This window comes from Arthrobacter cheniae (assembly GCF_003602275.1).
GTDB lineage: Bacteria > Actinomycetota > Actinomycetes > Actinomycetales > Micrococcaceae > Arthrobacter_D > Arthrobacter_D cheniae.
This window is the reverse complement of sequence record NZ_QZVT01000006.1, coordinates 157,028-171,619: the sequence shown is the minus strand read 5'-3', so window position 1 is coordinate 171,619 and position 14,592 is coordinate 157,028. Positions and strand designations below refer to the sequence as shown.

Here is a 14,592-nt window from a genome sequence, read left to right as displayed (position 1 = left end):
TCCTGCAAGTGATTCTGGTGGGAGTTCAAATGGAGAGAGACGAATTCGGCACTAGTCGCGGGACCGACGGCGAAGTCGATCCCGGCAACTACACCAGGACCGCCAGTTCTTCGAGGATGGCTATCTGGGGTTGCGTCATCCTCAGCGTCACCGGTGTACTCATCACGCTGGGCTGCCTGCTCGCGATCTACTTGGAGTCAACCGGGCTAGGTGCCCCGCGGGACGCAGGTTTACGCCCCGGGTACACCGCGCTGCTTGTCGTTGGCGCCGGGGCTGGGGTTCTGGTGCCCGTGGGGGCCTGCTTCGCTCTTCTCCGCACCTCTCATCGCCTCACCGTCGTGGTGGGAGCACTGGCGGCGGTAGTTGTCGCCGCAGCAATACTGGGCATGATGGGCTCCTGATACCAGCAGCCATAGGTGATGTCCTGCTCCTGAGTCACCCGCTGAATATTCGGTCAGGGGTGGATATTCGTTCGGTTCTCATCAGCACTGGCGTGTCCTTTGCGCGAGGCGATGGTTGCAGCTGCAGGACAGTGGCGTAGTCGTCTCGGCGCAGTGAGACGATCGCCCGGGCGACAAAGAGAACTGCCGCGATGAGCATGATGCAAGAGCCTGCAATCAGGTACCAGGCATCGGCCTCTTGGGGGAGCGCCAGCGAACAGCCGATCGGCTCTTCAGGGACGGCCGAGGTGAGGACGGGGTAGAGTACGGAACTGCCGTCGTCGTTCCGGGTGGATGGACCGGACCGTCCGTTACCTTGGTTACCAGTCCGGGTCGGTGCAACCTGTCAATACGTGGATGCGGTGTCGAAGTATTCGTCTGTGAAAGTGCACCTTGTGGGCGGGTACCCCGAATACCAGAGGGCTCCGGAGCGGCGGCAACTCAAGCGGCGCAGCAGGGCTTGCCGGAAATTCTCCATGGCCTGGTCAGCGGTTCACAGGGTGTTACGTAGGCGCTACCCAGTAAGGGCGGAGTAGCGACTTACGGTCTAGTCTTCGCGCCCGCTAGCAGCTCGAAGGCGGGCTTTCCCTGCGTGTCTCACCGTTTGCAACGACAAATTGGGAGTTGGTGCGGCACGTCTCGCCATTCTCGGTACTCGTGCTCTGACTGGTCAGCTTCGTTACGTTCTCGAGCTCGGTGTACTGCGTTTTGTAGTCGAACGACGACTGGCTGTCGCCATCCTGATACGTCGACTGATCCCTGCTATTGGTCGTGTAGTAGTAGCCGCCATGTTGACGAGTTACGGTGTGGTATTCATATGTTCCATCCGGAAAGCTGAGATCGCGGCGTTCCAGCTGCGCGCCGTTACTGTTGCCCGACGAGGTCGGCGGCGCGGCCAGTGCCGGTGAGGCAGTGAGGGCGAGGGCTAAGCCAGCGCCGCAGGCGATGATCAGAGGGGTCAGACGGTTCATCGTGGGGTCCTTCCGCTACTTTGTCGGGCTCCCCAGCGCGCATTGGACGAACCATAACGGTCGCGTGGTATCTCCGTCAACGAGTTGCGTAAACGCCTTCGAGGAGTGCGTGAACGGGTGCTCCCTGCTTGGTGGGGGCACAACCTCGGGGGCTTGGGCGAAACGCCGCGGCGTGGCAATAACACCCACAGTTTCCAGGGCGAGGCACCGGTGCTGAGCAGGAGACCTGCGGAGCTCAGAAGCAACTGGAAGAGTCGAACTTCTGTGCGGAACTCAGTAAGCGCCGGATTCTGCTTCACGAGGACGATGTCAACAGGAACGTGCACCACGCGGCTTGCAGCGCCCACCAGACACAGCCCGCCCGTCTGGAGGGAGTTCCACTTCAACGTCCGGTCGGCAGGTCACGCGACGGGACATCCGCCGCGACCAGCTCCGTATCCTGCGGTCGCCTCGGTCTGCGTCCGTAGAAGATGTCGCCTCTCCCGTGGCGGATCGGTGCGCTACAAGAGCACTGTGGGGCACATTCGGCCCGCCGTCACCAGAGTGAGACGGACTGTTAGCCTCTCATCATGCGCAAGACGTCGGCACGAGGCCCCGGCACCGCTGGCGGGGAGCGCGTACTGATCCTGTCCGCAGGGGTGGGATCGGGGCACAACAGTGCTGCGGCGGCGGTCCAGCAGGCGTGCGCCGAGCGCGACGACGTCGCCGAGGTGCAGGTTCTGGACGTGCTGCAGGTGAGTAGCGTGCTCTACCGTGCACTGCTGGGGAAGGGTTACTTCGTCCTGGTCGAGGGTGCGCCCTGGCTGGTCGAGTGGGGGTATGACCTCAGCGACCCACCGTTCCGGCGCCGCGGCCCGATCGACCCCTGGACACGGGTGAACGCTCTTCCGGTCATCGCTGCGATCAGGCAGTTCCGCCCGACCTCGATCGTGTGCACGCACTTCCTGCCGGCACAGCTGGTGGCGTCGCTGCTCCTTCGTGGCGTAATCGACGCGAGGACCGCTGTCGTGACCACGGATTACGACTTCCAGGGGCTGTGGCTTCCGGGCGTGTTCCACGCGCTCTTCGTGGCCAGGGAGGAGGCAAGAGTGGAGCTGATGGCGCTCGGCCTTCCTCCCGATCGAGTCGCGGCCACGGGCATCCCGATCGCAGAGCAGCTTGATGCTGCACCGTCGCGCAATGCCGGCGAGCCCCCGATGCTGCTGATCTCGGCGGGCGCATCCGGTGGTGACTATGCGGTCTCGGTGGTGCGGCAGACGATGCACATGCGCTCGCCGTTCACGGCCACGGTCGTGTGCGGACGCAACGATGTGCTGCGGCAACGCATGGAGCGGCTGGTGGCACCCGCTGGCGACCGTTACAGCGTGCTCGGCTTCACGGCGGAGATGCCGCAGTTGCTGCGCTGCGCCGACTTGTTCGTGGGCAAGCCGGGCGGGCTGTCGGCGTCGGAGTGCATGGCTGCAGGGCTGCCCATGGTGCTGGTGAATCCCATTCCGGGGCAGGAGGTTCGCAATGGCGACTACCTGATGGAGCAGGGGGCAGCCGTCCGCTGCAATACCGCCGCGACGATCGGCTGGAAGATCGATCAGGTGCTGCGCGAGCCGGGCCGTCTGCAGCGGATGCAGGCAGCGGCTAGGAGGACAGGCCGCCCTGACGCCGCGGCGGACGTGCTCACCGGCCTACTGGAGGGGCCGTCGCGTCCGCTTGTCGTGACCCGCGCGGCGCAGAAGACCATTCTCGGTGCGAGCGAGCAGCGCCTCGTCGCGTCCGATCTGAAGGGACCCTCCTCCTTGGTCCGCCTGGTCGACTCGGCTGCGGGTAGCACCGTCGCAGTGCTGCAGGCCGAGGAGGTCGGCGAACTCCAGAATCGGTACGGGACGCCGGACGGGGAGCTGGTGCTTCGGCGCGGCCAGGCGCCCGTGTCGCTCCGGTGGGAGGCGCGGCGGTTGCTGCGCGCCATGCTGCGGGGTGACGATGCGCTGCCCGTCCGCGTCGAAGGGCTTTCGGCACCCCCTCACGTCGTCACCGGGTGACCGACGGGACGCGTCCCCTATCAACCTCAGGTCCGCCGACCGTCCGTGTCACCTTCCTCGTCGATCGGTCCCACCGGCCGCCGCAATCGGGCCGCGTCTGCCCATCTGGCCGGGCTGTGCTGGGCTGCGAGCAGGGCCCAGTCGCCCGCGCGGGGGGACCAGCGCCGTGTGGCCGGATCGCGCTGCAGGGTGGGCCCCGCGTCCAGGGGAACCTGCACTGTCGTCTCCTCGCCGGGCTGTAGCGTCACCTTCCGGAAACCCAGGAGCTGAGCCACCGGCCTCGAGACGGACACGTCCGCGGCGTAGACCTGAATGACGGTCGAGCCTTCGCGGCCGCCGGTGTTCGTTACGAGCACGTCCGCGTTGCCGCCCGTGTCGTCGAATCCGTGGTCGAGAAGCCGGTGCTCGATGGTTGTGTAGCCCAGACCGAATCCGAATGGGAACGCGGGTGCGTGTCCCTCGTCGTCGAGCCGGCGTTGACCCCACCTGTCGTCGTAGACGACCGACTTCGCCGCGCGGTCGAACGGTGGCAGATGCGCGGCGTCCGTCGGCAGCACGAAGGGCAGCCGCCCGCCGGGCTCCGCACTGCCGGTCAGCACGCTCGCGAGCGCGCGGCCGCCCTCCATACCGCCGTACCAGGCGACCAGGATCCCCGGCACGCGCTCCCGCCACGCCTCCATGAGGATCGCGCTGCCGCCGATCAGCACGACGACGGTCCGGGGGTTCGCGGCGACGACCGCGTGGATGAGGCGCACATCGGCGGGGCGCAGGTCGAGTGAGGTGCGGTCGCCTCCACGGACGAAACGCGACGCCACGTGAGCGAGACCGATGAGCAACCGACGGAGGGGACCTGCGCCGAAGGCCGGACCGAGCACGCCTACGTCGACGCCGCCGGTCACCACGGATTCGCCCTCGTCGTGCTGGTCCAGGCCGACGACGACGATCGCCGTCTCCGCTGCGGCTGCGAGCGCCGCCGCGGCGCGCTCGTTCCTCCCGGAGGTGGTCGTGATCCGCACCCGGGGAAGCGCTTCGCGCAGCCCCTGTAACGGCGAGACCGTTGCGGGTGGCCGAACGCGTGACGAGCCATGATCGCCGAGGTTCGCCAGTGCCGCGAGCCGTCCGATCACCGCGACATGCCGGGTGGCGGAAGCCAATGGCAGAAGCGGTGCTGCGCCGACGGTCTCGTTCTTGAGCAGCACGATCGACTCCGCAGCGACCTGACGGGCGAGCGCCCGGTGCGCCGGGGAGGCGACGAGGGCGGGGGTCGGGCTCGCCGCCTCCCGGGTCGCGGCATGCAGCACGCACGTGCGCAGGACGCGGTGCGCGGACCGCAGCACAGTCGCGCGGGCGAGGTCACCGCTGCGCAGCGCGGCCGGCAGGTCACGGGCGCGCAGCAGCCGCAGCGGCATCTCCACGTCCATCCCGGCCTCCAAACTGACGACCGCGTCGTGGGTGCCGAATACCCAGTCGCTCGTCACGAACCCAGGGAAGCCCCACTCATGCCGCAACACATCGGTCAGGAGGGCGCGATTGACGTCCATGTACTCGCCCCGCACCCGGTTGTAGGAACTCATCACGGAGTCGGCGCCGGCGTCCACGACGGCCTTGAAGTGCGGCAGGTACACCTCATGCAGGGGGTGGTCGTCGACCGACACGTCGACCTCGAAGCGCTCGTTCTCCATGGAGTTGAGCGCGAAGTGCTTCACGCACGCCATCACGTGCACCCGGACGCCCCGGGTGAGGGCCGAGCCCATCCGGCCGGTGAGCACCGGATCCTCCCCGTAGCACTCCTGCGCCCGGCCCCACGCCGGGTGGCGAAGCAGGTTCACGCAGGCGGAGGCGGAGTAGTTCGCTCCACGCGCCCTGGTCTCGAGACCGATCGCGACCCCCACCCGTTCTTCCAGCAGCGGATCCCAGGTCGCGGCCCGTGCCATCGTCACAGGGAAGGCCGTGGAGGCGCCGATCACGACGCCGCGGCCACCATCGCTGAACCGGATGCCTGGGATGCCGAGCCGCGAGACTGCCCCTGCCACGAACGGCCGACGACCGAGCAGTATCGGGATGAGCGGGAGCAGCAGCCCGGGGGAGTCACCGTCGAGCAATCCGAGAATCTCCCCATCCGTCATCAGGTTGATCAGTTGCTCCGCTGCCTCATCCGCGTCGAGTTCACCCACCCGGACTGCCCGCACGGCCTGGCCGTACGCGCTGCGCTCCGTCGGCACCGTGCCCATCGATACCGGCTCTTGCGCCGGCGATCCCCAACGCCCTGCAGCCATCTTCATGCTCTAGATTCTGCACCCTGTGCGTGTGCGAGCGCGCAAGCGTCCGCCGAGCGGCGAGGTCCGGTACCAACGTCCGACCGGCGCGGGCTTCGCCGACGACCGGGAGTTATGGGTGTCGGTCCACACAGATTCCGCAGAACTGCCTGAAGCCTTTGTTATTGAGGAGATATTTTGGTTGCGCCTTATTTCACTGCTGGTCTACGCTGCGGAATAGCCTGCATTTGACCGTCGTTGTTTCTGGATCGACACCTTCTCGACCGAGCTGAATATTCCAATTCCACATGAGAAACAGCGATGAATATGAAAGCTACGTCCGCTGGTTCAATAAGTCCCTCCTCTTCGGCACAAGCGTCGCTCCACGTCCGCCCGGTAACTCCTGCGGTGCCTGGGCCGACGGCTGTCAGAGCATCAGGGATGTCGTTCTGGCGTAAGTGCGTAGCCGTTGCATCGACCCTTCTGATCGGATTCGCACTCATCACTCCGACAACGGCAAGCGCCGCAGCGACGGTCTCGCTGACCATGGACAGCTACGTACAGGCGGACAGGGCGACGACCAACTTCGGGTCCAGTATCCGTCTGTCCACGGAGGGACATGCGAACATCTGGCGGAACGCACTCCTACGCTTCAATATCCGGGTTCCCGCCGGAGAACGTGTCGTTTCGGCCAAACTGCGGGTGTATTCGGAGACATCCACGACGTCCACCCAGTTCGTGGATGTGTTCACCACGTCCGGCGGCTGGACCGAGGGGGGAGTTACCTGGAACAACGCTCCGGTTCGCGGGGCGTGGCTGGGGAAGGCCGGCGGGTTCGCTGCCAACTCCTGGGTCGAATGGGATGTCACCAAGGGCGTGAGTGCCACGGGTGGCGAGCAGAACTTCAAGCTGGAGAGCAACGCGCAGAAGTGGATCGGGTTCACGTCGAAGGAAGCTTCGAATCCCGCCCTGCGTCCCCGGCTGGTCGTGACGACCGCCTCTGGCACGGGAACACCTACCGAGGCGGCGGTAGTCCATGGTTGGGGCACACGGACAGCTGGCGACGAGTTCAACTACGCAGGTGCGCCGGATGCCACGAAGTGGATTGTCTACAACAGCGTCGGGCACGCCGGCAACGGTATTCGGAGTCCCCAGCAGGTCACCGTGGACGGTTCCAAGATGGTCATGACGGGAACTCCGGACGGCACGACCGCCGGCATCAGCGCGAAGTTCGCAAACCAGAAGTACGGGCGATGGGAAGTCCGTGCGGCCGGGTCCGGTGACGATGAATACCACCTCGTGTCCATCCTGTGGCCGGACAGTGGAAATTGGCCATGCGACGGCGAAGTCGACTTCGCGGAGACCACCGGTGATTGGAACGTCATCAAGTTCTTCCATCACTATGCGTGTTCGAACTCGCAGACGTCGGCGTTCAAGGCCCTGGACGTTTCCCAGTTCCACAACTACGCGGTCGACTGGTCTCCGAAGGGAATCGTGGGGTACATCGATGGGGTGAAGTGGTTCGAGGACACCGATCCCGCGCACCAGCCCCCGGGTTCGATGCACCAGACGCTACAACTGGACTGGTTCCCGAACAGCACTGCCAACGGCGCCGGCGAGATGCGAGTGGATTGGGTCCGCGTGTATGCCGCGGCCCCATCGCTCTGAATCCGGCCGTGAATCCGGCCGTGGTATCCGAGGAGCGGGCCGCCCTGACGCACACGCCCTAATCGACGTCGTGCCCTGTTCCACCCGGGGTCCATCCGAGGGCCGGACCCAGGGTGGTGGCAATGTCGGTCAGGATCTGGACGTAGTCCTCGTGGTCGAAGCTGAAGGGCAGCGCGAACGCCACCTCGTCGACCTCCTGGAACCCCGCGTGCGCGTGCAGTTGCTCGGCGATCTCATCGCTGGTGCCGACGAGATCCGGGGCGAACAGCATGCCTCGTGGCCCCTGCGGTGCCTTGGTGCGGGGCAAGCGCTCCTCGACGTATCGTCTGTACCTTTCCCGCTGGTCCGCCGATGCCGAATCGGTCGGGATCACCACCAGGCCCTGCGAGACCCGCCCTGGTCCGTGCGTTCCGGCTGACGTGGTGGCAGCCTCACGGAAGGCGCGGATCTGTGCCTGCTGGATCCGGTCGAAGACCGGTTCCTGATCGTCCTCGGGAAAGATCACACTGCTGGAGAGCAGATTGAAGCCGTTCGCCCCAGCCCAGATGGCGGATTTCCTGCTGCCGGCCCCGTACCACAGCCGTTGACGCAGCCCGGGGGAGTGGGGCTCCACACGGTTGGAGAATTCTTCGACGACACCCTGTCTGCCGGACAGTGCTCGGAGCGGTTCCCCTGAGATCAGACGGGCGAGTCGCTCCACGCGCGCGTAGCTGAAGTCTTCGAGCTCCGAAGAGTTCGGATACAGCTCGTCCTTGACGGTGTCGTAGTGCATCGGTTCGCCCACACTGAGGCCGGGGTTGATCCGTCCGCCGGCGAGCAGATCGACGGTGGCCAGGTCTTCGGCCAGGCGCAGGGGATTCTCCCAGCCCAGCGGGGTGACCGCGGTTCCGATCTCGATCCGGGACGTTCGCTGGCTCGCAGCGGCCATCATCGCAATAGGAGAGGAGATTCCGAACTGCAGGTGGCGGTGGCGCAGCCAGGCGCTGTCGAATCCGAGCTGCTCGCCGAGTTCGATGATCTGCAGGGTCGATTCGTGCCCCGCGGCCGGGTCCGCCGGATCGAACAGGCCGATGGTGAGGAATCCGAGCTTGCGTAGCGGACGCTGTGGGTCGGGCATGGGTTTCCTTCGAGGAAGCGGTGCAGTGCTGATCCTCACACTATGCGTCGGTCACCACATCCGGCTGTTCGTCTCCGAGACGAACCCGCGTCCGTCGGAGAACCAGTGGATGGTCGGGCTGTTGCGCGCCGTCGGTGTCGTGAGCTCGGCGAACAGGTCCGCGTTGAAGCGGTTGTTCAGCTCGGGGGAACTGAGCACCGTGTCTCTCGTGATGACGAAGACCGGACCCTTGAGTCCCCTGCTCTGGATCGACAGGTGCACCTCGGCATGCTGGTCCAACCGCGCCTTCAGCGCGCCGATCGCTGCCTGGACATTGGCGTCGTCGTCCCAGACGGCCGCGTGCTTGTCGACAAACAACCAGGCCATGCTCCTCCTTCTGCGTCATGTCGCTCCGCGCCCTGCCGGACGGGCACCTGCGGTGCCACCGATGACACTGTGCAAGCGTGGTTCCGTCAAGCAGAACACCGGGTCGAGCGCCTGATCAAGCCACGCGGATCGCCGTCGTCGTGCGTTGCAAAGAGGGGTACCTGTGCGTAGCCCGTTGGACGTCGCCACAGGTTCAGCACCCGACCCGGCATCGAGAGGCGGCGCCTCGGTCGGCTGGAACCATTTGGTTGCAGCTCGATAACAACCGTTAGGGACCACCCACATGGATACCTGCTGGTAACAATGTGCACTTAGGCTTTTGCTCACGTGAGTAGCGTCACCCTCTCGGGTCGCGTGTCCGCTGTCATGCAACACCGCGTGAAGCTGGGATCACACTAAGAAAGAGGAGGCGGAATGCGTTTCGGACGTACTTCCAAAGCTTTGGGGGTCGCTGCCGTGGCAGCACTCGCATTGAGCGCCTGCGCTGCCAATACGGGAACTGAAACTCCCGAGGAGAGCGCCGAGGGCGAAGCAACGGGCGGAAACATCCGCGTCGTAGAAGTAAATGCTTTCAGCTCGTTCAACTCGAACAGCTCCGAAGGCAATGTGGACATCAACGGCAAGATCGCCTACGCGACCCACTCCGGGTTCAACTACATCAACAACGATCTCGAGGTCGTCCCCAACGAAGACTTCGGCAGCATGGAGGTCCTCTCCGAGGATCCCCTGAGCGTGAAGTACACGGTCAACGAGGGAGTCAACTGGTCCGATGGCGAACCGGTCGACGGCGGAGACCTGCTGCTCTCCTGGGCCATCGGCTCCGGGTACTTCAACGACTCGAAACTGGATGACGCAGGTGAGGTCGTTTCCGGCGCCACCTACTTCGACTACGCGGGAGACACTGCGGGACTCGCCCTCACCGAACTTCCCGAGATCGGCGAGGACGGGCGCTCCATCACCCTGAACTACTCGGAGCCCTTCGCGGACTACGAGGTCGCGTTCGGCTTGATGACCGAGGGTGGCATCTCCACCCCGGCGCACGTGCTGGCGGAAAAGGGTGGGCTTGCCGACGAGGATGCACTCATCGAGCTCATTCAGACCACACCTGCGGGAGACCCGGAGAGCCCGGTAGAGCGTCCCGAGGTCCAGGCTCTCGCCGACTTCTGGAACACCGGCTTCGACACCAAGTCGCTGCCGACGGATCCGTCGCTCTTCCTCTCCAACGGTCCGTTCGTCGCCTCGGCCATCACGCCGGACCAGTCGATGACCCTGACCCGCAACGAGGACTACAACTGGGGCCCGGAGCCGAAGGTGGACGAGATCACCGTCCGCTACATCGGCGAGGCCCCCGCACAGGTCCAGGCACTGCAGAACGGCGAGGTCGACATCATCGCCCCGCAGGCCTCGGCCGATACGGTCGAGCAGCTCGAAGGGCTCGAGGGCGTCACGGTCGAGCAGGGCAACCAGCTGTCCTACGACCACCTCGATCTCAACTTCAGCGGCGTGTTCGAAGATGAGGCAGTCCGCGAGGCCTTCATGAAGACGGTGCCGCGCCAGCAGCTCGTCGACACCATCACCAAGAAGATCAACCCTGATGCAGAGCCTCTCGACTCGCAGCTGTTCCTGACCGACCAGGAGCCGTATGAAGAGGCAGCGTCGACCAATGGCTCGGAAGCCTACGCCGAGGTCGACATCGAAGGCGCCAAGGAGCTGCTCGATGGAGCGACTCCCGAGGTCCGAATCATGTACAACCGGGACAATCCGAACCGCCTCAACTCGTACACGCTCATTGCGGAGTCCGCGGCGCAGGCCGGCTTCAAGATCGTCGACGGCGGCCTCGGTTCCTCGGACTGGGGATCTGCCTTGGGCAACGGCACCTACGACGCCACGATCTTCGGCTGGATCAACTCGGGCGTCGGCGTATCCGGCGTGCCGCAGATCTTCAAGTCCGGCAACGGCTCGAACTTCAACGGCTTCTCCAGCCCTGAAGCCGACAAGCTGATGGACGAGTTGATCGTCACTACGGATCCTGCCGAGCAGGATGCCCTGCAGGTGCAGATCGACAAGCTGATCTGGGATTCCAAGTACGGACTGCCGCTGTTCCAGGTGCCTGGCGTCGACGCCTTCAGCGACAATGTCAGCGGCATCGAGTACATGCCGAACCAGACCGGTGTCTGGTGGAACTTCTGGGATTGGCAGGTCGTCCAGTAGCTCGACCGCTGGCACGAGTACATCTGTAGGAGGAAGACGCCGGGACGGGGGAACTCAGCCGTCCCGGCGTCTTTTTCTCTGCCAAGGGCCACGTCGCCCCATCCCCGCTGCGGTGGCCTCCTGGTGGGGCCAGTGGCACCGGAGTGATTGGGAGACCCCACATTTCGTCCCTCCGGGCCCTGCACTACACTTTCGCGAAGCACGGGAACACCCACCCGCACTCAACATTGAGGCTTGAAATACATGGTGACCTACATCGTTCGGCGTCTGGTGACGGCCGTCCTCATCCTGTTCGGCGCTTCCTTCGTGGTCTATCAGCTCACCGCCCTGTCGGGTGATCCGCTCGAGGACCTTCGGGCCAGCAACGCCCCTAACCGGGAGCAGCTGATCCAGGCGCGCACAGAACTCCTCGACCTCAATACGCCTGCGCCACTGCGCTACTTCGGTTGGCTCGCGGGAGCAGCCAAGTGTCTGGTGCCGTTCGCCGCCAGCTGCGACCTCGGCGCAAGCATCCAGGGTGAGGCCGTCACGACGTCGCTGGCCCGGGCCATGGGCAACACCATCACCCTCGTCACCACGGCCACCGTCCTGGCCATCATCATCGGCATCTCGCTGGGCATCATCACCGCGCTGCGCCAGTACAGCGGGCTGGACTACGGCGTGACCTTCATGTCGTTCCTGTTCTTCTCGCTGCCGATCTTCTGGCTCGCGGTGCTCCTCAAGGAGTTCGGGGCCATCGGTTTCAACAACTTCCTGGCGGATCCCGACATACCAACGTCGACGATCCTCGTCGTGGCGATCGCCAGCGGGCTCATCTGGGCGTTGTTCGCCAGCCGGTCATGGAAACGCAGGGCCATCGCCTTCGTCGTCGGCGCCATCGTCGCAGCGGCGTTGCTGACAGTCCTCGACCTCGTCGACTGGTTCTCGACGCCGGGCCTCGGCCCGATCGTCATCCTCGTCACAGGGGTCGGCATCGCCTTCGGCATCGTGCTCCTGACGGCCGGCCTCCGCAACCGCAAGGCGCTCTTCTCGTCCCTGGTCATGGTCGCGGTAGGGCTCGTCGCCTACTACGTCGTCAACCCGATCCTGAACTCAGCGACCGTCTGGATGATCGTCATCCTCGCGATCGTCACCGTGTTGCTGGGTATGGGGGTCGGTTACGCCATGGGCGGCTACGACCGCGCCCAGAGCATGCGCGCCGCGGCGCTCACGGGGCTCCTCATGGGGTTCCTCATCGTCGTGGACCGCTTCATGGTCACGTGGCCGTCCTACGTCAGCAACCCGCGCGTCCGGGGAAGGCCGATCGCTACGGTCGGAGCAGAGACGCCCGGCCTCGACGGCACCTTCTGGGTCAACGGGCTCGATACGTTCACCCACCTGCTGCTGCCGACGCTCGCACTGCTGCTCGCATCCCTTGCCAGTTACAGCCGGTACTCGCGCGCCTCGATGCTCGAGATCATGAACATGGACTACATCCGCACGGCCCGGGCCAAAGGCCTCAGCGATCGCACCGTGGTCATGCGGCACGCGTTCCGCAACGCCCTGATCCCGCTCGCGACCCTCGTGGCCTTCGACATCGGAGCGCTGATCGGCGGTGCCATCATCACCGAGCAGGTGTTCGCGTTCTCCGGCATGGGCCAGCTCTTCGTCCAGGCGCTTCAGCGCACCGACCCCGATCCCATCATGGGCTTCTTCCTGGTGGCCGGGATCCTCGCGCTGGTCTTCAACCTCGTGGCCGACATCGTGTACTCGTTCCTCGATCCTCGCGTAAGGGTGAAAGCATGAGCATCCAGACCCCCTCAGACCTCCCGGGCGGGGATGCGGCCACCGTCACCGGCCCGACCCATCCCGCACCCGAGCCGGAAGCGAAGGGCCTCTCGCAGGGCCAGATCGTGCGGCGGAAGTTCTTCGACAACACGGCGGCAATCGTCAGCCTCGTCGTTTTCGCCATCATCTTCCTTCTGGCGTTCACGTCCGTGGGCTTCGCCGGGGTCCCCGGGTGGTGGAAGTACAACCACACGGAATTCCTGCCGTTGCTCAATGGCGGTGCACCGACCGTCACCGGCCCCTTCAGCTGGGGGGACCACCCGTTCGGCCAGGACTCCATCGGCCGCGACTACTTCGCCATGACGATGCGCGGGACGCAGAACTCGATCATCATCATGTTCATCATCGGCACCCTCGCCGGCGTCGTCGGCGTGATTGTCGGTGCCTGCTCGGGATACTTCCGCGGCTGGACCGAGGCAGTGCTGATGCGCTTCACCGACATCATCATCATCATTCCCGTGGTCCTCGCAGCCGCGACCCTCGGTCAGGCCGTGAATCGGTACGTCGGGCCCGGAGCGCAGATCTGGCTCCTGGGCCTGTTCCTCGGGCTCGTACTCTGGACCGGGCTCGCGCGCCTCGTCCGCGGTGAATTCCTGACCCTGCGCGAACGCGAGTTCGTGGACGCAGCGAAGATCGCCGGAGCATCCAATGTCCGCATCATCTTCAAGCACATCCTGCCGAACGCCGTCGGCGTGATCATCGTGAACACCACACTGCTGATGTCCTCGGCCATCCTGCTCGAGACGGCGCTGAGCTACATCGGTTTCGGCGTGAAGGCTCCGGACGTATCCCTCGGGCTCATCATCAGCCAGAACCAGGAAGCCTTCCAGACGCGGCCGTGGCTGTTCTGGTTCCCGGGCCTGTTCATCGTCCTGATCTGCCTCTGCATCAACTTCATCGGCGACGGCTTGCGCGATGCCTTCGATCCGCGGCAGAAGAAGTTCAACGCCGGCCGGGCAAAGGACGCAGAGAAGCCCGCGGCCACGTGAGACGTCGTCTAGGAGCCGACGTTCTGGACGGCGCCCGCGCCGATCAGCAGCACCGCGACCGCGACGTGCCGCCAGTTCCAGGAGCGGCGCACACTATCCGGATGATCGACGTCGAGCGTGCCGTTCTCCACCAGCTCCTGCCAGCGGGAGCGGACGAGGTAGGCGGCGTAGCCCGAATCGGTGTTCTTGAGATCGCCCGGACGGACGGATCCGCCAGGACCGTAGCTCGTGGACGGCAGGTTGGTGACATGCTCGACCTTCCCGGCGTGGGTTCCCCACACGCCGGGAGCGGGAGCGGCCCACGCGGTGTACGCACCCGAGGGCGTGACGAGCTTCAGCGCGTACTTCGTGTCGACGTCGATCAGCGCGGCCCACGGTACCCGGATGGTGGCCAGAGGGTTGCGCAGGGTGACTGCTTCGTCGGCGAGAAGGACGGCCGGATACCAGAACAGCCACCAGCCGAGATAGGCGACGCCGACGAGCGGCGCCGCTGTCGAAAGGGCGGCGGTCCCGTCCGTCACCAGCACCGACACGAGCCCGCCCACCGCGATCAGGACGGCGATGCCCGTGAACCAGATACTGGTACGCGGCTTGAAGACGGTGGCGCCGGCCACGCTCGAGCTTTCCATGGCTCAATAGTCCCAGCACTGCAGCCGCACGCGGCAATCCAGGAGGACACGCTGACCCGCGTACCCTCCGTCACGAAGGAGAATCC

General features: G+C 65.2%; 11 protein-coding genes. 6 read left to right on the top strand and 5 right to left on the bottom strand.

Annotated elements, in window-relative coordinates; genetic code table 11:
* The first annotated feature begins 29 nt into the window (after nucleotides 1–29).
* Complete coding sequence (locus D6T63_RS12730) at nucleotides 30–401, top strand: hypothetical protein (protein ID WP_147394368.1); 372 nt, start codon at nucleotides 30–32, stop codon at nucleotides 399–401.
* Between the two features lie 602 nt (nucleotides 402–1,003).
* On the opposite strand, the gene D6T63_RS12725 is transcribed toward D6T63_RS12730, so the two are convergent.
* On the bottom strand, nucleotides 1,004–1,411 hold the full coding sequence (locus D6T63_RS12725) for a hypothetical protein (protein ID WP_120149419.1): 408 nt from the start codon (nucleotides 1,409–1,411) through the stop codon (nucleotides 1,004–1,006).
* Between the two features lie 569 nt (nucleotides 1,412–1,980).
* On the opposite strand from D6T63_RS12725, the gene D6T63_RS12720 reads away from it, so the two are divergent.
* Nucleotides 1,981–3,444, top strand: a complete 1,464-nt coding sequence (locus tag D6T63_RS12720; RefSeq protein WP_120149418.1) for an MGDG synthase family glycosyltransferase — start codon at nucleotides 1,981–1,983, stop codon at nucleotides 3,442–3,444.
* 26 nt (nucleotides 3,445–3,470) lie between these two features.
* On the opposite strand, the gene D6T63_RS12715 is transcribed toward D6T63_RS12720, so the two are convergent.
* On the bottom strand, nucleotides 3,471–5,726 hold the full coding sequence (locus D6T63_RS12715; protein ID WP_120149417.1) for a beta-glucosidase family protein: 2,256 nt from the start codon (nucleotides 5,724–5,726) through the stop codon (nucleotides 3,471–3,473).
* Between the two features lie 414 nt (nucleotides 5,727–6,140).
* Between D6T63_RS12715 and D6T63_RS12710 the strand changes: the two genes are divergently transcribed.
* Nucleotides 6,141–7,367, top strand: a complete 1,227-nt coding sequence (locus D6T63_RS12710) for a CBM96 family carbohydrate-binding protein (protein ID WP_120149416.1) — start codon at nucleotides 6,141–6,143, stop codon at nucleotides 7,365–7,367.
* 58 nt (nucleotides 7,368–7,425) lie between these two features.
* On the opposite strand, the gene D6T63_RS12705 is transcribed toward D6T63_RS12710, so the two are convergent.
* Both D6T63_RS12705 and D6T63_RS12700 read right to left on the bottom strand, forming a co-directional pair.
* Nucleotides 7,426–8,484 (bottom strand): LLM class flavin-dependent oxidoreductase, encoded by a 1,059-nt coding sequence (locus D6T63_RS12705; RefSeq protein ID WP_120149415.1) that lies wholly within the window; start codon nucleotides 8,482–8,484, stop codon nucleotides 7,426–7,428.
* A gap of 51 nt (nucleotides 8,485–8,535) precedes the next feature.
* Nucleotides 8,536–8,850, bottom strand: coding sequence for a hypothetical protein (locus D6T63_RS12700; protein ID WP_120149414.1), 315 nt, complete (start codon nucleotides 8,848–8,850; stop codon nucleotides 8,536–8,538).
* A gap of 414 nt (nucleotides 8,851–9,264) precedes the next feature.
* On the opposite strand from D6T63_RS12700, the gene D6T63_RS12695 reads away from it, so the two are divergent.
* From D6T63_RS12695 to D6T63_RS12685, 3 genes are all read left to right on the top strand, one after another.
* Nucleotides 9,265–11,061: an ABC transporter family substrate-binding protein gene (locus tag D6T63_RS12695; RefSeq protein WP_120149413.1), complete on the top strand. Its 1,797-nt coding sequence runs from the start codon at nucleotides 9,265–9,267 to the stop codon at nucleotides 11,059–11,061.
* 243 nt (nucleotides 11,062–11,304) lie between these two features.
* The gene (locus D6T63_RS12690; protein ID WP_120149412.1) at nucleotides 11,305–12,846 is read left to right on the top strand and encodes an ABC transporter permease; all 1,542 of its coding nucleotides are present in this window, start codon (nucleotides 11,305–11,307) and stop codon (nucleotides 12,844–12,846) included.
* Nucleotides 12,843–13,877, top strand: a complete 1,035-nt coding sequence (locus D6T63_RS12685; RefSeq protein WP_120149411.1) for an ABC transporter permease — start codon at nucleotides 12,843–12,845, stop codon at nucleotides 13,875–13,877. The genes D6T63_RS12690 and D6T63_RS12685 overlap by 4 nt, the downstream gene beginning before the upstream one ends.
* A gap of 8 nt (nucleotides 13,878–13,885) precedes the next feature.
* Here D6T63_RS12685 and D6T63_RS12680 read toward each other — a convergent pair whose 3' ends face one another.
* On the bottom strand, nucleotides 13,886–14,506 hold the full coding sequence (locus tag D6T63_RS12680) for a PH domain-containing protein (protein WP_120149410.1): 621 nt from the start codon (nucleotides 14,504–14,506) through the stop codon (nucleotides 13,886–13,888).
* Between the last annotated feature and the right edge of the window lie 86 nt (nucleotides 14,507–14,592).

Bases quoted from the DNA above. Each gene is read 5' to 3' on its own strand.
- D6T63_RS12730 (WP_147394368.1), top strand. From the start codon at position 30: ATGGAGAGAGACGAATTCGGCACTAGTCGCGGGACCGACGGCGAAGTC.
- D6T63_RS12725 (WP_120149419.1), bottom strand. From the start codon at position 1,411: ATGAACCGTCTGACCCCTCTGATCATCGCCTGCGGCGCTGGCTTAGCC.
- D6T63_RS12720 (WP_120149418.1), top strand. From the start codon at position 1,981: ATGCGCAAGACGTCGGCACGAGGCCCCGGCACCGCTGGCGGGGAGCGC.
- D6T63_RS12715 (WP_120149417.1), bottom strand. From the start codon at position 5,726: ATGAAGATGGCTGCAGGGCGTTGGGGATCGCCGGCGCAAGAGCCGGTA.
- D6T63_RS12710 (WP_120149416.1), top strand. From the start codon at position 6,141: ATGTCGTTCTGGCGTAAGTGCGTAGCCGTTGCATCGACCCTTCTGATC.
- D6T63_RS12705 (WP_120149415.1), bottom strand. From the start codon at position 8,484: ATGCCCGACCCACAGCGTCCGCTACGCAAGCTCGGATTCCTCACCATC.
- D6T63_RS12700 (WP_120149414.1), bottom strand. From the start codon at position 8,850: ATGGCCTGGTTGTTTGTCGACAAGCACGCGGCCGTCTGGGACGACGAC.
- D6T63_RS12695 (WP_120149413.1), top strand. From the start codon at position 9,265: ATGCGTTTCGGACGTACTTCCAAAGCTTTGGGGGTCGCTGCCGTGGCA.
- D6T63_RS12690 (WP_120149412.1), top strand. From the start codon at position 11,305: ATGGTGACCTACATCGTTCGGCGTCTGGTGACGGCCGTCCTCATCCTG.
- D6T63_RS12685 (WP_120149411.1), top strand. From the start codon at position 12,843: ATGAGCATCCAGACCCCCTCAGACCTCCCGGGCGGGGATGCGGCCACC.
- D6T63_RS12680 (WP_120149410.1), bottom strand. From the start codon at position 14,506: ATGGAAAGCTCGAGCGTGGCCGGCGCCACCGTCTTCAAGCCGCGTACC.